Annotated in this window: 18 protein-coding genes; 10 read left to right on the top strand and 8 right to left on the bottom strand. The window is 50.8% G+C overall.

Features of this window, described 5'->3' with window-relative positions:
• The first annotated feature begins 125 nt into the window (after window positions 1–125).
• Window positions 126–1,073, top strand: coding sequence for a ribose-phosphate diphosphokinase (gene prs, locus AC534G_RS11420; protein ID WP_001518537.1), 948 nt, complete (start codon window positions 126–128; stop codon window positions 1,071–1,073).
• Window positions 1,074–1,224: 151 nt separating this feature from the next.
• Window positions 1,225–2,880: a C4-dicarboxylic acid transporter DauA gene (gene dauA / locus AC534G_RS11415; RefSeq protein WP_069324663.1), complete on the top strand. Its 1,656-nt coding sequence runs from the start codon at window positions 1,225–1,227 to the stop codon at window positions 2,878–2,880.
• Window positions 2,881–2,972: 92 nt separating this feature from the next.
• Here dauA and AC534G_RS11410 read toward each other — a convergent pair whose 3' ends face one another.
• Window positions 2,973–4,436, bottom strand: a complete 1,464-nt coding sequence (locus tag AC534G_RS11410) for a pyridoxal phosphate-dependent decarboxylase family protein (protein ID WP_110497907.1) — start codon at window positions 4,434–4,436, stop codon at window positions 2,973–2,975.
• A gap of 15 nt (window positions 4,437–4,451) precedes the next feature.
• Window positions 4,452–5,837, bottom strand: a complete 1,386-nt coding sequence (locus tag AC534G_RS11405) for a diaminobutyrate--2-oxoglutarate transaminase (protein ID WP_038641163.1) — start codon at window positions 5,835–5,837, stop codon at window positions 4,452–4,454.
• Window positions 5,838–6,448: 611 nt separating this feature from the next.
• Here AC534G_RS11405 and lysC point away from each other — a divergent pair.
• Complete coding sequence (gene lysC / locus AC534G_RS11400) at window positions 6,449–7,810, top strand: lysine-sensitive aspartokinase 3 (RefSeq protein WP_110497905.1); 1,362 nt, start codon at window positions 6,449–6,451, stop codon at window positions 7,808–7,810.
• Window positions 7,811–7,931: 121 nt separating this feature from the next.
• Here lysC and ychH read toward each other — a convergent pair whose 3' ends face one another.
• Window positions 7,932–8,213 (bottom strand): stress-induced protein YchH, encoded by a 282-nt coding sequence (gene ychH / locus AC534G_RS11395; RefSeq protein ID WP_003833480.1) that lies wholly within the window; start codon window positions 8,211–8,213, stop codon window positions 7,932–7,934.
• Between the two features lie 274 nt (window positions 8,214–8,487).
• Between ychH and pth the strand changes: the two genes are divergently transcribed.
• The 7 genes from pth to AC534G_RS11360 all read left to right on the top strand — a co-directional run bounded on the left by pth (window position 8,488) and on the right by AC534G_RS11360 (window position 17,038).
• Window positions 8,488–9,072 carry an aminoacyl-tRNA hydrolase gene (gene pth / locus AC534G_RS11390; protein ID WP_110497903.1) on the top strand — a complete coding sequence of 195 codons (585 nt, stop codon included), beginning with the start codon at window positions 8,488–8,490 and terminating at the stop codon, window positions 9,070–9,072.
• Window positions 9,073–9,187: 115 nt separating this feature from the next.
• Complete coding sequence (gene ychF, locus AC534G_RS11385) at window positions 9,188–10,282, top strand: redox-regulated ATPase YchF (RefSeq protein WP_038641169.1); 1,095 nt, start codon at window positions 9,188–9,190, stop codon at window positions 10,280–10,282.
• A 284-nt stretch (window positions 10,283–10,566) separates the two neighbouring features.
• Window positions 10,567–10,887, top strand: coding sequence for a hypothetical protein (locus AC534G_RS11380; RefSeq protein WP_110497901.1), 321 nt, complete (start codon window positions 10,567–10,569; stop codon window positions 10,885–10,887).
• Entirely contained in the window at window positions 10,887–11,429 is a 543-nt protein-coding gene (locus tag AC534G_RS11375; RefSeq protein ID WP_162620722.1) for a heparinase II/III domain-containing protein, read from the top strand. Before AC534G_RS11380 ends, AC534G_RS11375 begins: the two co-directional genes overlap by 1 nt.
• A gap of 29 nt (window positions 11,430–11,458) precedes the next feature.
• Complete coding sequence (locus tag AC534G_RS11370) at window positions 11,459–12,043, top strand: hypothetical protein (protein ID WP_162620721.1); 585 nt, start codon at window positions 11,459–11,461, stop codon at window positions 12,041–12,043.
• A 418-nt stretch (window positions 12,044–12,461) separates the two neighbouring features.
• Entirely contained in the window at window positions 12,462–13,244 is a 783-nt protein-coding gene (locus tag AC534G_RS11365) for a C40 family peptidase (protein WP_110497895.1), read from the top strand.
• 176 nt (window positions 13,245–13,420) lie between these two features.
• Window positions 13,421–17,038, top strand: a complete 3,618-nt coding sequence (locus AC534G_RS11360; protein ID WP_110497893.1) for a DEAD/DEAH box helicase — start codon at window positions 13,421–13,423, stop codon at window positions 17,036–17,038.
• A gap of 1,059 nt (window positions 17,039–18,097) precedes the next feature.
• On the opposite strand, the gene AC534G_RS11355 is transcribed toward AC534G_RS11360, so the two are convergent.
• The 5 genes from AC534G_RS11355 to ycgZ form a co-directional block, all read right to left on the bottom strand.
• The gene (locus AC534G_RS11355) at window positions 18,098–18,649 is read right to left on the bottom strand and encodes a LuxR C-terminal-related transcriptional regulator (protein WP_038641172.1); all 552 of its coding nucleotides are present in this window, start codon (window positions 18,647–18,649) and stop codon (window positions 18,098–18,100) included.
• Window positions 18,600–18,893 (bottom strand): hypothetical protein, encoded by a 294-nt coding sequence (locus tag AC534G_RS11350; RefSeq protein WP_038641174.1) that lies wholly within the window; start codon window positions 18,891–18,893, stop codon window positions 18,600–18,602. Before AC534G_RS11350 ends, AC534G_RS11355 begins: the two co-directional genes overlap by 50 nt.
• A 122-nt stretch (window positions 18,894–19,015) precedes the next feature.
• Window positions 19,016–19,282: a biofilm/acid-resistance regulator YmgB/AriR gene (locus AC534G_RS11345; RefSeq protein ID WP_038641176.1), complete on the bottom strand. Its 267-nt coding sequence runs from the start codon at window positions 19,280–19,282 to the stop codon at window positions 19,016–19,018.
• 34 nt (window positions 19,283–19,316) lie between these two features.
• Window positions 19,317–19,589, bottom strand: a complete 273-nt coding sequence (locus tag AC534G_RS11340) for a hypothetical protein (RefSeq protein WP_038641178.1) — start codon at window positions 19,587–19,589, stop codon at window positions 19,317–19,319.
• Between the two features lie 45 nt (window positions 19,590–19,634).
• Window positions 19,635–19,871, bottom strand: a complete 237-nt coding sequence (gene ycgZ / locus AC534G_RS11335; RefSeq protein ID WP_038641180.1) for a regulatory protein YcgZ — start codon at window positions 19,869–19,871, stop codon at window positions 19,635–19,637.
• Window positions 19,872–19,918 lie beyond the last annotated feature (47 nt).

Raw genomic sequence — 19,918 nt, 5'->3', positions numbered from 1 at the left:
AACGTCACCCTGTTCCAGACGTTGCATCGCGCTCTTTAATACACCGCATGGAGAGGATACTGCCTGGCCCGCACAGTTTTCGGCAGATTCTTTCCACCAATGGACGCATGCCTGAGGTTCTTCTCGTGCCTGATATGAAGCTTTTTGCTGGTAACGCCACCCCGGAACTAGCACAACGTATTGCCAACCGCCTGTACACTTCACTCGGCGACGCCGCTGTAGGTCGCTTTAGCGACGGCGAAGTCAGCGTACAAATTAATGAAAATGTACGCGGTGGTGATATTTTCATCATCCAGTCCACTTGTGCCCCTACTAACGACAACCTGATGGAATTAGTCGTTATGGTTGATGCGCTGCGCCGTGCTTCCGCAGGCCGTATCACCGCCGTTATTCCTTACTTCGGCTATGCACGTCAGGATCGTCGCGTACGTTCCGCTCGTGTACCGATTACCGCTAAAGTCGTCGCTGATTTCCTGTCCAGCGTTGGCGTTGACCGCGTCCTCACCGTTGACCTGCATGCTGAACAGATCCAGGGCTTCTTTGACGTACCGGTTGATAACGTATTCGGTAGCCCGATCCTGTTAGAAGACATGCTGCAACTGAACCTGGACAACCCGATCGTGGTTTCTCCGGATATCGGTGGCGTCGTGCGTGCCCGTGCAATTGCTAAACTGCTGAACGATACCGATATGGCTATCATCGACAAACGTCGTCCGCGTGCGAACGTTTCTCAGGTGATGCACATCATTGGTGACGTTGCAGGTCGTGACTGCGTACTGGTTGATGACATGATCGATACCGGCGGTACGCTGTGTAAAGCAGCAGAAGCACTGAAAGAACGTGGTGCAAAACGCGTATTTGCTTACGCAACCCACCCGATCTTCTCAGGTAATGCGGCAAACAACCTGCGCAACTCAGTGATTGATGAAGTCGTTGTCTGTGACACTATTCCACTGACTGACGAAATCAAAGCACTGCCAAACGTGCGTACATTGACCCTGTCGGGTATGCTGGCCGAAGCGATTCGTCGTATCAGCAACGAAGAATCCATCTCTGCCATGTTCGAGCATTAATCGAGCCCGGCTCAAAAACCCGCTGCGGCGGGTTTTTTTATCTGTAATACTTATTTGTATGACTTTTGCCTCCTTCACCTGCCATTTAGTTGACAGATGATGCGCTCATGGATGAAACATTATTGTGAACAGACTATTTTCCTCACATGTGATGCCTTTCCGCGCCCTCATCGACGCTTGTTGGAAAGAAAAATATACCGCTTCTCGCTTTACCCGTGACCTGATCGCCGGGATAACCGTGGGGATCATTGCCATCCCGCTGGCAATGGCCCTGGCAATAGGCAGTGGCGTTGCGCCGCAGTACGGTCTGTATACCTCCGCCGTCGCTGGGATTGTTATCGCCCTCACCGGGGGGTCGCGCTTTAGCGTCTCTGGCCCAACCGCCGCCTTCGTGGTGATCCTGTATCCGGTGTCGCAACAGTTTGGGCTGGCAGGCCTGCTGGTTGCCACGCTCATGTCCGGGATATTTCTGATCCTTTTCGGCCTCGCCCGCTTTGGTCGCCTGATCGAATATATTCCCGTGTCGGTTACGTTAGGCTTTACGTCGGGTATTGGTATCACCATCGGTACCATGCAGATTAAAGATTTTCTTGGCCTGCAAATGGCCCATGTACCGGAGCACTACCTGCAAAAAGTTGGTGCGCTGTTTATGGCCTTGCCGACCATCAACTTCGGCGATGCCGCGATTGGCGTTGTAACGCTGGGGATCCTGATTTTCTGGCCTCGTTTGGGGATCCGACTGCCGGGCCACCTTCCTGCACTGCTGGCAGGCTGTGCGGTAATGGGGATTGTGAACCTGACCGGTGGTCACGTTGCGACTATCGGTTCCCAGTTCCACTACATTCTGGCTGACGGCTCACAGGGTAACGGTATCCCGCAGTTGCTGCCGCAACTGGTATTACCGTGGAATATGCCGGAGTCAAACTTTACCCTGAGCTGGAGTTCGTTACAGGCGCTGTTACCGGCAGCCTTCTCGATGGCGATGCTGGGGGCGATTGAATCTCTGCTGTGCGCCGTCGTCCTCGACGGGATGACCGGCACCAAGCATAAAGCCAACAGCGAGCTGATTGGTCAGGGGCTGGGTAACATCGTCGCGCCGTTCTTTGGCGGTATCACCGCCACGGCGGCAATTGCCCGTTCTGCGGCCAACGTCCGCGCCGGGGCAACCTCACCCATTTCTGCGGTCATCCACGCGATTCTGGTGATCCTGGCGCTATTGGTTTTAGCGCCGCTGCTTTCCTGGCTACCGCTTTCCGCCATGGCCGCACTGCTGCTGATGGTGGCATGGAACATGAGTGAAGCCCACAAAGTGGTGGATCTGCTGCGCCATGCGCCAAAAGACGACATCATCGTCATGCTGATGTGTATGTCGCTGACGGTGCTGTTCGACATGGTTATCGCCATCAGCGTCGGGATCGTTCTCGCCTCTCTGCTGTTTATGCGCCGTATTGCGCGCATGACGCGTCTGGCGCCGGTCAACGTTGATGTACCAGGCGATGTTCTGGTGCTACGCGTCATCGGCCCGCTGTTCTTTGCCGCAGCGGAGGGATTATTTACCGATCTCGAGTCGCGTATTGCGGGTAAACGTATTGTGGTATTGAAGTGGGACGCAGTCCCGGTGCTGGATGCCGGTGGTCTGGACGCCTTCCAGCGTTTTGTTAAACGTCTGCCGGAAGGTTGCGAATTACGTATCAGTAACCTGGAGTTCCAGCCGCTACGTACTATGGCGCGCGCGGGTATTCAGCCGATACCAGGACGTCTGACGTTCTTCCCGAATAAAGACGCCGCGCTGGCGGATATCAGCTGACGCTCAGCCCGACCTGGCGAAGCGCCCCGGGCTACAAATGACAGGCAAAAAAATGGCTCCCGCGGGAGCCATTTTTATACCAAGCTTAATGCTTACGCTTTCAGCAGTTGCTCAGCCGTCGCCTTCACGCTCGCCAGCAGGACTTTCACATCCTCCAGGCACACGGTCGGGTTCAGCAGCGTCAGCTTCAGGCAGGTGATGCCATCGGCTTCGGTGACGCCGACGTTGGCGCTACCGGAAGCCAGCAGCACGTCGCCGATACGCTGGTTGAGCAGCGCAACAAACGCCATATCGTCGCTTGCCGGACGGAAGCGGAACAGCACGCTTGCCAGTTGCGGCTCCATCACCAGCTCCAGATGCGGCTGGGTTTTCACAAACTCAGCCACATCGCGGGCCAGCGTTACGCCGTTATCGATAATTTCGGCATACTGCTTTTTACCCAGCGCTTCGAGGCCCATCCACAGCTTCAGCGCGTCGAAACGGCGCGTGGTCTGCAGCGACTTCGACACCAGGTTCGGCACGCCGTGCTCTTCATCGAAATCAGAGTTCAGGTACGCCGCCTGGTAGCGCATCAGCTCGTAGTGACGCGCGTCTTTTAACAGGAACGCGCCGCAGCTGATGGTCTGGAAGAACTGTTTGTGGAAGTCCAGCGTCACGGAGTCTGCCAGTTCAAGACCGTTCAGGAAGTGACGATACTGCTCAGACAGCAGTAACGCCCCGCCCCATGCCGCATCGACGTGCATCCAGATCTGGTGCTCTGCCGCCAGCGCCGCGATATCGGCTAACGGATCGATTGCGCCCGCATCGGTCGTCCCGGCCGTGGCGACAATCGCCATCACCTGCTCGCCGTTGGCTTGCGCCTGGACCAGCTTGTCTTTTAGGTCAGCGAGATCCATACGTGAGAACGCATCGGTCTTCACCTGAGTAACGGAACGGTAGCCCAGCCCCATCAACGCCATGTTTTTCTGCACGGAGAAATGCGCGCTTTCAGAGCAAAACACTTTGATTTTGCTCAGGTCGCCGGTCAGACCATTCTGCTGAATGGAGTGCCCCTGGCGAGCAAAGAACGCGTCGCGCGCCAGCATCAGGCCCATCAGGTTACTCTGGGTGCCGCCGCTGGTGAACACACCTGCATCACCTGCCGCATAGCCCACCTGCTCACGCAGCCATTCGATCAGTTTGATCTCAATGATCGTGGCCGACGGGCTTTGGTCCCAGGAGTCCATGCTCTGGTTAGTGGCGTTGATCAGCACTTCCGCCGCCTGGCTAATCACCAGGCTTGGGCAGTGCAGGTGCGCCACGCACTGCGCATGGTGCACCAACAGGCTGTCTTTGAGAAAGTATTCAACCGCACGCTCAATAGCGGCCTGGTTGCCCAGGCCCTGAGACGTAAAATTCAGGTTGATACGTTCGCGCAGCTGTTCAACGGTTTTGCCCTGATACATCTCAGGCTGCTTCAACCATTCAACGACCGCTTGCGTACTCTGCTCGATAGCGTCCTGGTAGGCAGCAATGCTCTGCGCCGAGCCGGACAGAATCGGGTTTACGTCTGACATTCGATCCAACTCCGTTTAAACCGGCTTCACGCCAGCGCCCAGCAGGGCGTTTTCGAATTTATCGAGGAACACTTCCAGCTCAGCGTTAGTAATCAGCAGAGACGGCAGCAGGCGCAGTACGCAACCGTTACGGCCGCCACGCTCCAGAATCAGTCCGTTTTCGAAGCATTTTTTCTGCAGCAGCGCAGACAGCTCGCCATCGGCCGGGTAGCAGCCCATGTGATCCTGCGCTTCGTTCGGCTTAACGATTTCCAGACCGATCATCAGACCCAGACCGCGCACCTGGCCAATCACCGGGTAGCGTTTCTGCAGGTCAGCCAGTTTGCCTTTCAGCCACTCGCCCTGGGCGGCAACTTTGTCGGCAATCTTGTCGTCTTTGAGGATCTTCAGCGTTGTCAGGCCGGTCGCCATCGCAAGCTGGTTGCCGCGGAAGGTACCGGTATGGTGGCCCGGAGCCCACGCATCGAACTGCTTCTTAATTCCCAGAACCGCCAGTGGCAGACCGCCGCCCACCGCTTTGGACATGACGATGATGTCTGGCTCGATACCCGCATGTTCGAAGGCGAACAGCTTACCGGTACGCGCGAAGCCTGCCTGGACTTCATCGATGATCAGCAGAATGCCGTGTTCCTGAGTGACTTTACGGATGCGCTGTAACCACTCGACCGGCGCCGGGTTCACGCCACCTTCGCCCTGCACGGCTTCAAGGATAACCGCAGCCGGTTTACGCACGCCGCTTTCAACGTCGTTGATCAGGTTTTCGAAGTAGTAAGTTAATGCTTTCACGCCAGCCTCACCGCCGATACCCAGCGGGCAGCGGTACTGATGTGGATACGGCATAAACTGCACTTCCGCCATCATGTTGCTGACGGCTTCTTTCGGCGACAGGTTGCCGGTTACGGACAGCGCGCCGTGGGTCATCCCGTGGTAGCCGCCGGAGAAGCTGATAATGCTGGAACGACCGGTTACTTTCTTCGCCAGCTTCAGCGCCGCTTCAACGGCATCGGCGCCGGACGGCCCGGTGAACTGCAGGCAATACTCTTTGCCTTGGCCCGGTAATAAAGACAGTAAATAAGATGAAAATTCATCTTTTAACGGCGTGGTAAGATCAAGCGTATGTAACGGTAAGCCGCTTGTGATGACACTTTGAATGCTCTGCAGCACTTCAGGATGATTGTGACCGAGCGCCAGGGTACCGGCACCTGCAAGACAATCAAGATATTGATTATTTTCTACGTCAGTAATCCAGACGCCCTGCGCTTTCGCAATCGCTAATGGCAGTTTACGTGGATAGCTGCGGACATTAGATTCAAACTCAGCCTGTCTTGCTAAAAAGGTATCATTGCTCTGCGGTAATGAATTAGCACTTAAAGTATCAATACGGACTTTATCCGTCATCATATCACTCCTACAACCAGGTGTAGATTAACGCCTGATTGAATAAATGGTTATAAGGATTACCTGTAAAAAAGCGCGGCTAATATATGTTGTTTTAGCACAGGACTCAATCATTTATTTTCCAACGTCTTAAATGAGCATTTTTACCTTAAAATTCAAAGCATAAAGCACATCCGACATTAGGAAATCATAAACAAATATAGCTATTTATTTTACAAAATTGTTGCCAGTCGCAACGTATACGATGTTATAAAAACCATGAGGTTTTCATGTTTTTATTATTTTTTTACATGTTTTTACCATTAATAATGTACGCGTTTATTCACTACGACATGATTTTTCACTTATTTTTCGATAAATCGAATAAAAAAGTCGATCCCTAAATATAAATCACTTAGTATGGCGCGCTTATTTACAGGCTCTGTAAATAAAGAACTAATGCGCAGCACCCGGTAACGCGTACAGGCGACACGCGTTATCGACAACAGGTATTCCCTGGGTTGTCAGCAGAAATGTTCGCGGGCGGACATTTCGTAAGGAGAACGTACGTTCCCTTATGCCGAGAATGAAAATTTTCTAGCCATACTTTTATGGCGCCCTGATATGAGATTGTTATGACTCGCATTTATCCACCATCCGTCGTTGCCAAATTTGGCGGCACCAGCGTCGCTGATTTTGATGCGATGAACCGCAGCGCCAGCATTGTTCTTGCTGATCAAGATGTCCGTTTAGTCGTTTTGTCTGCTTCCGCAGGCGTGACAAACTTACTGGTCGAGCTTTCTGAAGGTCTGGAAACACATCAACAATTAGATAAGCTTGAGACGTTACGCGCCATCCAATACAACATTATTTCCCGCCTGAAGCAGCCGTCCGTTATCAGCACGGAAATCGATAATCTTCTCAACAACATACGCCGCCTTGCAGAAGCGGCGACGGTTTCACCGTCCGATGCGCTAAGCGATGAGTTAGTCAGCCACGGCGAACTGATGTCCTCTTTGCTGTTTACTGAAGTATTACGTGAACGGCACGCCGAAGCCGGGTGGTTTGACGCCCGCAGCGTAATGCGTACCAACTCGAACTACGGCTGCGCTGAACCGGATCTCAGCACCCTGCACTACCAGGTGGAGACTCATCTGCGCCCGCGTCTTGAACAGGCTATTATGGTTACCCAGGGATTTATTGGTCGCGACGCAGGCGGGCATACCACAACGCTGGGACGCGGCGGGAGTGATTACACCGCCACGCTACTTGGTGAGGCGCTGCACGCCGCACGCGTGGACATCTGGACCGACGTTGCCGGGATCTACACCACCGATCCGCGCATTGCACCACGGGCCAAACGGATCGACCATATCTCATTTTCCGAGGCCAGCGATATGGCTGCCTACGGTGCGAAGGTTCTTCACCCGGCGACGCTGCTGCCTGCCATGCGGAAAAACATTCCGGTCTTTGTTGGCTCAAGTAAAGATACTTCTGCCGGTGGTACGCTGGTGCACAACACCACCGATAATCCACCGCGTTATCGGGCACTCGCCGTGCGCCGTAAACAGACGCTATTACAATTACACAGTCTGCAGACACAACCGCCCTGTGCTTTTCTGGCGCAGGTATTTGCCATTTTATCCCACCACGCGGTGGCAGTGGATTTGGTCACAACATCAGAAAATTGTATTGCGCTGGCGCTGGACGCCACTCATGCGACATCGGGTGAGGACCATATACTGAGCACGGCATTGTTTACCGCATTGTCCTCCCACTGTCGGGTGGAAGTGGAAACCGGACTGGCATTAGTCACTTTGGTGGGCAATAAACTGACCCAGGCTGCGGGGGTTTGCAAAGACGTTTTTGCCTGGCTCGAAGAACATACGGTACGCATGATTTGCCACGGCGCATCAAACGATAACCTGTGCATTTTGTTACCGGCCGACGCGGCGGATAGCGCGGTTAAGACGTTACATTATCGATTATTCGAATAACATCTCTGCAAATGCGCAGCGAAGATAAGCGCATTTATCCAGGACAACATGAACAAGCAGAGGACTGGTTTTCAACCAGGACTCTGCCCGCAAACAGTGGCTCTCGCAGCGGAGAGGCTATTTAGTTGTGACGATGATTGGTATCACCGCGACGGCAGCGTTTGTCATAATGACGTACCCACCAGTAACGGTCACTGATTTGTTCGTGCCCGCCGACTCTGGCCCCCGCTAACCAAAGAACGCCGCCGACAAAAATACTGAGCACGGCACCATGTGCGAAAAACTGTGGCAGATTAAATTGCGGCAATTGGTTTAAAATAGAGTAACCAACGCCACCCACCATCACCACCAACCCTAAAGCCATGAGCACGTTACCGAGTAACGAAGCGTTTTTGCGTTTCATGTGTCACCTCCGGAACTTTGGGTTGTTACAGGGAATACCCCTAATCCTTATGTGTAAAGTATAGACAACACTGCCGTTCGCAAGTGCGGGAGCGATCACAATTACAAACACCCGCGCAACAAAACTTTACAAATAAGCTACTGAACACACTCAATTTCTAATAGTCCAGTTTCGCAATTATTCAGTTTTCGAGGATAAGCACGCAGTTTTTTGTCAAGCGCAGCGCCAGACAGTAAACTACACGTCGTTTATAGATACATTCAGGACAAAACACGTGACGATTAAATTGATTGTCGGTCTGGCAAACCCCGGCGCAGAGTATGCGGCAACGCGGCATAACGCCGGTGCTTGGTATGTTGATCTACTGGCAGAGAGACTACGCGTTCCCCTGCGCGATGAGCCGAAATTCTTCGGCTACACCTCCAGGGTTACGCTCGAAGGCGAAGATGTCCGCCTGCTGGTGCCGACCACATTTATGAATCTGAGCGGCAAGGCGGTCGGCGCGATGGCCAGTTTTTATCGCATCAACCCTGATGAAATTTTGGTTGCGCATGACGAACTAGACCTGCCGCCAGGGGTGGCGAAATTTAAGCTTGGCGGTGGTCATGGCGGACATAATGGCCTGAAGGACATCATCAGCAAGTTAGGCAATAACCCTAACTTTCATCGTTTACGCGTTGGAATTGGCCATCCGGGCGATAAAAACAAAGTTGTCGGGTTTGTTTTAGGCAAACCACCTGTTTCTGAACAGAAGTTAATTGATGAAGCGATTGACGAAGCGGTCCGTTGTACCGAGATTTTGTTCAAAGATGGCCTGACTAAAGCAACGAGCCGGTTACATACCTTTAAAGCGCAATAAGCAGCGATGTGCGGCATTTTGCTCGCGTGCTGTGTATAATAGGCGAAGTTATTTACTTTTCTACAATCTGTTTTCCATAACAGATTGAATATCAAAAGATTAAGGTGATTTAAACATGGGATTCAAATGCGGTATCGTCGGTTTGCCAAACGTAGGCAAATCCACCCTGTTCAACGCGCTCACAAAAGCGGGTATTGAAGCGGCAAACTTCCCGTTCTGTACTATCGAGCCGAACACGGGTGTTGTCCCGATGCCCGATCCGCGTCTGGATCAGCTGGCCGAAATCGTCAAACCGCAGCGCATCCTGCCAACCACGATGGAATTCGTTGATATCGCGGGCCTTGTAAAAGGCGCCTCTAAAGGTGAAGGTCTGGGTAACCAGTTCCTGACTAACATCCGCGAAACCGAAGCTATCGGCCACGTGGTGCGCTGCTTTGAGAACGACAACATCATCCACGTTAATAACAAAGTGGATCCGGCTGACGATATTGATGTTATCAATACCGAACTGGCGCTGTCCGATCTGGATACCTGTGAACGCGCTATTCATCGCGTACAGAAAAAAGCCAAAGGCGGCGACAAAGACGCCAAAGCTGAACTGGCTGCCCTGGAAAAATGCCTGCCGCAGTTGGAAAACGCCGGCATGCTGCGCGCGCTGAAAAATCTGACTGACGAAGATAAAGCGGCCATCAAATACCTGAGCTTCCTGACGCTGAAGCCGACCATGTATATCGCCAACGTCAACGAAGACGGTTTTGAAAACAACCCGTACCTCGACAAGGTGCGCGAAATCGCCGCTGCCGAAGGTTCCGTAGTGGTAGCTGTTTGCGCCGCCGTTGAAGCCGACATCGCAGAGCTGGACGACGCCGACCGTGAAGAGTTTATGGCTGAGATGGGTCTGGAAGAACCGGGACTGAACCGCGTGATCCGCGCAGGCTATGAGCTGCTGAATCTGCAGACCTATTTCACCGCGGGCGTGAAAGAAGTACGTGCATGGACCATCCCTGTCGGCGCTACCGCTCCGCAGGCGGCCGGTAAAATCCACACCGACTTCGAGAAAGGATTCATCCGTGCACAGACTATCGCGTTTGAAGACTTCATCACCTACAAAGGTGAGCAAGGCGCGAAAGAAGCCGGTAAGATGCGTGCGGAAGGGAAAGATTACATCGTGAAAGATGGCGATGTGATGAACTTCCTGTTCAACGTCTAAATAAAATCTGCTGTATCATGAGGTTTCGCTGAATCTCAATAAGACGAAAAAACCTTTTAAAACCACGCACTTGCGTGGTTTTTTATTGTCAATACTTCTCATTACATCCTATGTAAACCCAATCAAAAAGGGGTGGCGAAAACTCAACGATCTGAACGCCCTGGCCTGTTATGAACTGGGTATCGCCTGGATGCTCACCGGGGAGCAGGCCTATTTCACGCGGGTGCGGGACATTCTCATGGCGTACGCGCGTTACTACCCCGGCATGCCGAGGCCCCGGAAAAATGAATGCCCAGACGCTCTGTGATGCCCTGTGTCTGTCCGGGTTTGTGAAGGAAAACGATCTCATTTATGACGCACTGGCCCCGGCAGAACGAACCACCATCGAGCGCGACTTGCTTCTGGCCTGCGCAGAATTTCTCATCAGCAAACGCTGGAAGCAGCTGCATAATCATGAAGTACGGATCAACAGTGCGCTGGCCATGACTGGCGCGGTGCTGGATGACCCCCGCTACCTGCAGACCGGCGTCAATGCCGTCTGGGGTCTGCACGACCAGCTCCATTTGAGCGCATGGTCCGCTACACCCATCAGGACTACAGCCTGATGACGCAGCCGTACTACAGGCAAATGCTCGACCTGCCCATTAAGCTGCTGATGCCGGATGACACCGAGCCCGCATTCAATGACTGCATCCCGATGAAAGATACGGTGACCTACCCTGACCTTTATGAGTTTGCCTACGCCTGCTACGGGGAAGACAACTATGCGCGCATGCTCTCCATCATCTATGACAAGGAGCCCCGACCCAGCCTGGGTGCCTTCCTGTACGGCGATCCGCGGCTGCGCATCACGGAGCCGGTCCGGGAGACGGGTAATTATCACGACCCGGATAACGGTATCACTATCTTCCGCAATCCCGATCAGGGTCGGGCAGTGGTCGTCAAGCACACTCCCTACGGGGGCGAGCACGATCACTACGATAAGCCCGGGCTCATTATTTACGACCAGAACGTGGCCATTCTTCCTGATATGGGCACCACCGGTTACGGGGCTCCGATGCACTACAGCTACTACAAGAACACGCTTACCCATAACGTCCAGTGTGCAGAAGAGTCCAACCGCCACCCGCCAATCCGCAGATACTGAGCTTTACATAGACGGAAAAGTACGCCGAGGTGATGGTCGAGGTAGACTGGCGTGAGCCTCCACCCGATGTGCCCAGCCTGACCCATATAGAGTGGAACACCCACGCCTACCGGGACATTGTTTATCGCCGGATGGTGATTGTGTATGAACACATAGTGGTGGATATCACCCGCGTGACCAACCCCAACCGCCGTCAACTGGATAACATCCTGCACATTGACGGCGAACGGCTGGCGACCACCGGGAGCTACCTGCCCCAGTGTGACTTTGATAAAAGTGACCCGATGTTTTACTTCAGCGAATGCTTCGTCAGACCGATGGGGCGGACGCTCGCAGCGCCGTTCCGCACCCTGATGGGGAAAAAAATCCAGATCCACTGCGCCTGCAGTGATCCGAAGGCAAAGCTCCACCAGTTGCAGGGCCCGGCAAACCCGCCCCTGACGTCACTGAGCTACCTGAAAACCCGCTCACGGGCACCGGAGTTCATCAGCGTTCACGTCATTGACCTGCACCCGGAAGAAGACCTGATGCGTAATGTGTTTATTTCACTGCGGCAAAATACCGTCAATATCGCCTCAGATTTACAGCGGGAGATTTTCACCCACCCTATCTGATGTCCTATATTAGCTACTGTGCCTGACGATACGCTATCTTCCACAATCAGGCCATTCGGACACGGAGCGGCTGAATTCAGGAGAACCAGCCTTAGGGCTGGTTTTTTGCTTTCTGAGACTCTGGCATATTTCTAAAAGTAAATGGTACGTTTTGTCGGGATACTTACAGTTAGAATTCTTAAGCAGTACAACTGCATTCATTTGATTTAAATCAACATTATGCACAACTAAAAGTATCAATCACTGTTGTTCACACAACGTATTATTGACTACTCAAAATAGGAACAAATCAACACTGACCGTACAATGACCATAAATGGTAGTACCAACACACTTGTTCAACATATTTTGTGGGAATAAGTTTCATAGCAGGATTTCAAAACTAGTTATGGCTAATAGAGTTAACAGGGACACTTACATGGCAAGGTTATTCAAAAAATTTAGAATCTTCAGACGAAACAGAACACCCATTACTTCTAAGTTAGGTGCAAAATTCAGGCCTCTTCATTTCGCAAAATGTAGTACTGACAGGCGCTTTGCCGGAATTTTGCTAGATCCATCACAGCCAAAATTTCTCACGGTGTCAGAACTCGCTCCTGCAGACGTTCTATTCTGCTCATACGATGAAAATGATCTGACGCATGGAATAATTTCGCATGGCTCATCTGGAGACTATGTGCATGTTGCGATCTACGTTGGCGATGGAAAAATAGTTGAGGCAATAAAACCGGGTGTTATAGAAGATACTCTAGACAACGTGATATCTCGCTATCCTTACGTAGCTGTTTGTCGGTGCCCTGGTACAGAACCCACCGGACTACCTGGGCTTAGTGACAAAGTAGTAGCATTCTGTAAAAAGCACGTTGCACTGCAAACACCATATAATCTTTTAGGTGCCATCATATCCCCCATTCTTGAACTAAAAGAGCTGAAGAAACAGTCCAAATGGCCTAGGCGGTTCACGGGAAAACAGAAAAAAAGAAAGCCTAGAAATTCTTTCTTTTGCTCAGAATTCGTTATACAAGCCTTTACTTATGGTGGATATATTAGCGAGGAAACAATGGACTCTGCTATGTACTCACCAACAGCTCTTGCTGAAGAGAGTGACTTTTGGTTGATCGGTTATCTTGGCAATCTTGATATGGCGGAACACATCCGTAAGCATGACCTCTTTCTAACGGGAGGGATTTCTCCTGAATAATGCCTCAATGGGTATTATTTTTACTGGGTAATTGCAGCCTTCTTCTCACGCAAGCCGCAAGTTAAGCATCCCAACGAGATTGGGATCTGCGTCAGGAGCGCAAGTTAATAGTCTTAGAAATCAAGCTAATTAGCATAATATCGCTTAACTGAAGGGATACGGAGCAGCAGAAATAAATGAAGACACGGCAGTATGCACAAAAATCTATCTTCGATCTGGAAGTAATCTTCGAACAGTCCCGCAACAATGTTAGTGAACTTGAACAGTTGTTGAGCGAGCTGGCCTTTCGCAACACTGCCAGGGCGCGGGCTCTGACGTCTAAAATCGAGCAATCTCTAACTGCACTCAGCGACCGCACCGAGCTCGCCATGTCGGCTTCCAGCTCATCGACATGTAATCCCGATTCGGCGTCCATACCATTTTCTCAAGCTGTGCCCCACAATGCGCCCGCAACTATACCGAAGACCATCCCAGACTCTGCCATGCAAGAGAAATTCGACAAAAACCAAATCGATCTAGGTCCGCTCCCGTCTTTTTCTCCATCAAATAAGGCGAATGATGCGCGAGCAATACTGGCAGCATGGACAGCCCTCGAAGCACTGTCGCCTCAAGGTTATAAACGCCCAGAGGATATGGCAACCGGCGACCGCTCCAGGGTTGCTCTATTGGAGCGAGGTATTCCATGGGGACCAAATGCCCGCAGCAAGCCCAGTTATAAGCTTTATTTCGAGGTCGTCCTCGGCTCTATCGCTCTCGACAAGGCGACGGACGAGCTGGTCAAGGTCTTTGGCGAGGATGAGGAGCATTCACGCCCGGACGGTAAGAAAGCGGCCATTGGCTCGATCCTAATCGACAAAGAAGGCTATGTGCTTGAGGACAAAGGCGTTGCCGTTTCCAGTTTTGCCTGGGCACTCAAGCCGGCTCTCGATCTGAAGCTTGGAAGCTTAGGGAATTGGCCGAATGTTGAGCCGCGCATTATCGCGCATCTGGATCGAATAGTTCGCCGCCACAACGAGGATGGAGAACCCATACCGATCGATCTGAATGTTGTTCATAACGCTTATAAATGGCTTGTATCGCAGTTCAGTGTACCGGAGCATTTGGTTGAGCCACCCACATTCGCGATTAAGGTGTTTCATCATTTCAAGGCCAAGGCGCTGCCTGAACCTTCGTTACTGAATTCCTTCTATCTTGAAGATCTCGGTGAAGCAACCAAATTGCTCGAGACGGGCAAAGCCGGAGCCGGTTTGCGCCGCTACATGGGAATTGGCAGGCCTGAACAGAAAATCGACGTGCTATCGCCCATTTCCGCGGTTGAGCCATTCGTCGCACCGTCGCTCATGCCGCAAGCTCGTTGGCCTTCGAAAGGCGGCCATCCACTGGTGCTGCTTCAACAGGCTGCCGTGAATGCGGCGCGTGCTGAGCTGAATGATGCTCCAGGTATTATCGGCGTCAATGGGCCTCCGGGAACCGGAAAGACCACTCTTCTGCGAGATATTGTCGTTGGGTGCATTCTTGATCGGGCCACGGCGATGTGCGGCTTCAATAAACCGCAGGATGCCTTTTCCACAACAGGCGAGAAGCTGGCATTCGGCTCCAATGCATTCCTGCACTTCTACAAGTTACATGCATCCTTAAAAGGCCATGAGATCGTTGTAGCGTCCTCCAATAACAAAGCGGTCGAGAACGTCAGTAAAGAGCTTCCTCTCAAGGAAGCCAATGGTCGTCATGAACAAATCGCCTATTTCCGGTCCATCAGCGACCTGATTGCGAACCCCAAACGCATCGGCTATTTCGAAGCCGAGACCGAGGGGGACATCCCCTCCGACCCTGTCGAAACCTGGGGGCTGATTGCCGCTGCTCTCGGCAAGAGCAGCAACCGAGGCGCGTTCCAGCAATGTTTCTGGTGGAATGAAGACGGTGGTTTCCTTACCTACCTGAAAGCAGCTCGCGGCATAAATGTCATGCGTGAGATCAAGGACGAACGAACAGGCGAAATCATCGATCGCGTAATGCCCAGCGTGGTTGTCAATGAGCGGCCCAGCACCAACGAAGCGGATGCTGCTGCAGCCTGGCTGAAAGCGCGAACCGCATTTCTTAAACTCAAGGAAACGGTAGACGCCGAAATCGCCAGCATCGAAGAGATGCGACGGGATATCCAGGCACTCAAGGGAGCGACTACTGAACAACAAAGGGTGGAACAGCGTCGTCCGAGTCTGATTGAAGCTGTCGAAGAGGCACATCAGACTGCTGAATCCTGCCAACGAGAGCATGAGAAGGCAAAATCGCAGATCGAGCAGGACAAGATCATGCTCGACAGCCATCTAGCTTGCCGTCCAGGTTTCTTCTCCCGTTTGTTTGCGACTGCGGCCTGGAAGTCGTGGAGATCGACACTGCAGAAGCTCTCGGCGACCTTGCAGCAATCAGTCATACGGGCGCAGGGGACGGACGGTGCCCTGGAGCTTGCAAGGGCTGAATGGAGCAATACTAAGTCCCAGTTACAGCAACTCGACCAGGAAATTTCCAGCAAATGTCAGGCTGTCTCGAAATTGAAGGCAACCGAGGCACAGGCACGAAACCGTATGGGAGACAGGGTCGTTGATGAGAGGTTCTTCGAGCGCGAGCACGAGGCTATCCACCTCACTGCACCATGGCTTCCCGATGAGGTTCATCGCCTGCGGGAGGATCTTTTCGCCGCTGCCCTGACTGTGCATAAAACGTTCATCGATGCTTCGGCCAGCCGCTTGCAACACAATCTTGGGTTATTGATGTCAGGCATGGTAGCTGGTGCCTTCCTGTCTTCCGCTCACCGTGAACTTCTCCCCGACCTTTGGTCGAGCCTTTTCATGGTTGTGCCGACCGTGTCCACGACATTCGCCTCTGTTCGGACGATGTTCGGGGATCTGCCACCAGATAGCATAGGCTGGCTTCTGGTAGATGAAGCCGGCCAGGCCGTTCCTCAGGCAGCTGTTGGAGCTATCATGCGGGCAAAGCGCTCCATCGTGGTAGGTGACCCGTTGCAAATCCCACCTGTAGTTTCACTTCCTGAAAAGCTGAACGCCGAAATCTGCAAGTTCTTCAACATTGACCAGATCGAATGGTCTGCCCCCGCAGCATCTACGCAGACCCTTGCTGATCAGGCATCGCGCTTCAAATCCACTTTCGTCATGGACGTAGGCGATCGAGACGTCGGGCTGCCACTCCTCGTTCACAGGCGTTGCCAGAACCCAATGTTCGATGTTTCTAACTCCATCGCCTATGCCGGGCAGATGGTCCATGCTGTCGGGCCTAAAAGCCCAGGATCTATCGGCTCGGCTCTGGGGAGATCTCGCTGGGTGGATATCAATGGCGATGCTGAAACAAAATGGTGCCCCGACGAGGGCGAAGCGGTTGTACGAATGCTCAAAGAGCTTGCAGCATCGGGCATTACAAATCCGGACGTATTTATCATTACACCATTCAAGATCGTAGAGCAGAACATGCGTCGGCGTCTCGACAGAGAGACCGATCTGCTGCGGGCGTTCGGCGCAAAATTGGATGAGTGGTGCCGTGATCGTGTAGGCACGATCCACACGTTCCAGGGTCGAGAAGCGGACACGGTAATCCTGTTGCTGGGTGCGCCGAAAGCGAGTCAGCAAAGGGCGCGTCAGTGGGCGGCCAGTCCGCCAAACATAATCAATGTAGCCGTCTCACGCGCCAAGCAAAACTTGTATGTGGTCGGCTCGGCTACTGCATGGGCTGGGGCGGGAACTAGTCTGCAGCTCCTGCATCGGCAATTGGCGCAATCAGCCTAACAATCTCCGAGGTGGCCCTCATTATTGAGGGCTCATCGCGACTCATTTTTGGCTAACTTCAGTAATGGGCTGGCCGCTATGTGTTAAAAGCTGACATTTCTCACATAATAGTCAAGCAGTCACTTTTCACCGCCCATCCAAGCTTGATAATTCTTACCGCTCCCCTTATATCCACACTGAGGAATAACCTCTGACATGGCTAAGGAGTATGATTATGGGGCTTAAACCTGGTCCAAAACCAATTGCAAAATCAACAGGAAAACCCGATCAACGCAGACGTGATAATAAGGATACACCCGGCAATACCCCAGGACTGAAACCAAGCAAATCAACTGGGAAGTAATCGTTCAAGGGTATGGAGAATTCATCTATACCCTTATCTCATCAAATCAGTCTGCTTTAGCCCGTTTAGTGCCAATAGCAGACATTCTTTATACGGGTGAATTTAATTATAATTACTTAAAGTTGGACTAGCTTGTTCAGGGGGTTAACACGTGGTTAAATATGGGCTGCCGTTAAAATAAGCGTTAGGCTACTCTGAAATTTATCAGTCGTCACGGAGACACTATGAGAATTCCAAATAGTCGTAACCCCAGTTTGATGTCGAGCCTCAATCCAACCCTCACGAGCAGTATCAATCCTCAACTAACTAGCAGCATGAACCCAAAGCTGACGTCAAGCATCAACCCCAAACTTACCCCCATATGCATGTAGATTTTTGGGGGTGTCAGTAGACGTCAGAATACAAGCGAGAGCTGGAAGATGCTGATTATAAGGTTTTTCAGTGAACTGTAGTAGACTTTGAGAGATGCTTGATTGGTGCGATAATAGGAGTCGAACCTACGACCTTCTCATTACGAAAGCAAGCCAACTCCAAAATGAGTACAAAAATGAGTATGCTTAAGATAAATTTTTTTAATAAAAAATTAAATATCAATAAAATATAATTAAAATCACGGCTCAACGTCTAGACGCGTTTAACAATGAGATTTCAAAATCCACGCCACGGCGTGGATTTTTCATTTTAGCCTTTTTTTAAATCCACACCCTGTAATTTACTCAGGCATGTTCCAGCCAGTGCCTGAATATTGGAGTTTGCAGTATTCCTTGAAAATCAATCAACCCCGAACAACCAAGTTTCTTGATCAGATTCTGCCTGCTCAGGTAAATCGTTTTTAAGTGCAGGTTCAGCAAGCCAGAAATTTCAGAAATTGTCCGCCCTTCCCCTAATTGCGTTAAGATGTATTTATCCCGTTCAGTCAGGACGATATTTATTTCAGCTTGCTGGTCGTGTTCAGTATCAATGCTGATAATTTCAGCGATAAATTTTTTGATTGAGGCTACGCCACTGTCTACAGGAAGCCTGTAGAATGAAAGTTCATTGAGGTACTGATACAGATGACCATCAATCAGAAGCACCAGCCGATGCGTCCTGAGATCATACTTTTGTTTTTTTACAGTGTTGAAGTAGTTGATCGTAAAGAAAACTAGACGCACATTCTTATCTTTATACTCTATATCAGCGAGAATATTCTCCAGACCTTGCCTGATAAAAACATCATCAATCCACAAGTGTGCTTGTCTGGCGTGTTCCTGAACTGTATTCATCATTTATGACCTCTAAAAAATCACAATTAACCTGACGGGGTTCAGAACGAATAGCTGGTTGAAAGTGACTCATAATCTGCATATAAAGATCGGTTAATATAGCATTCTTCTCATTCTTCAACTGTGCACTGAGCGCCTGAACAAGAACATCATCACTGACATAACCCATTTTTAACATCACATTGCGCTCTAAATTCTTGTATAAAGCGCACTGGAAAATATAATTTTCCGGAATTGAATTAATCATATCAAGCCCATAATAATGTGGTCTAAGAATGTGAAGATGCTATGTGTAGTCTTAATTCAAAGTATACAAATACTCAGCACATACTATGGATGCTGGAGCTTCATGATTATATAATAATTTTATTAGACGTCGTCAGCTGTATAGCGCAACACTATTTCCAGTGTTTTTCTGATGATATCAGCCTGAACAACATCTGTTGTCGATTCCAGTGAAGCGATTAGGCTTAAAATGATGTTTTTATTATTAACATTATCGCCAGCTAAAATCACATTTGTTACTGCCTGCCCCAATACAACGGATTCATCTGCTAATAGCTCACCGGCATTACGGAAGTAACTCGACAAAGCCTTATCTGCAATTGCTCTGTGAACATTCATTTCCTGAAGCATAGTCACCTCGCTTGTATAGTATGGAAAATGGTCTCTAATGTAATTTAGGCTTTTTACTGCCACTGAATACACTCTCATCAACAGTTCTTTCCGGTTTGGGGTTCATCCTTGCCGGATTAGAATCTGTGAAATCATGAATTATGCTGTCAATAAGATGTCTACGCCCGGCATCCACTTCACTTGCCTTCATAAGACGTAATTGCTTAATCAATGCGGGTAATGATATTACCGTGTTCATGCGCAAAATCTGTATAACAGCTAAACCTGTAATTTCGTGTTTCAAGCGTTCATGGTCAGTTTTCTTCATAACTACTTCACTACTTTCCCCATTTATATGTTTTAGGGTGTCCCTTTATTCGAAAAGCAGGCCGATTAGGGCATTGTAATGCTTCTGTTCGTCCTCACCAGATGCTTTTTCAAGACGGTTCAAAAGCTTGGCACAGAGTGACTTTCGGCTCAGGTTGCGTCCATCTTTTAGTATCTCAGTGACGATTTCTCCCAATGTTTCCTGCTGTGTAGGAAGATGCGCTTTTGCAAAGTAACGAGAAATTGCGTTTGCGGAATCAGTGAGAACTCTGTGCTGCTGCATATGTTGCTCCTGTAACAAAATGCTGATGAGTATTAAGTTTTATAACA

This window comes from Citrobacter sp. CRE-46 (genome assembly GCF_059615875.1).
The sequence above is the reverse complement of the archived record's forward strand: the minus strand, read 5'-3'. Positions and strand labels throughout refer to the sequence as shown.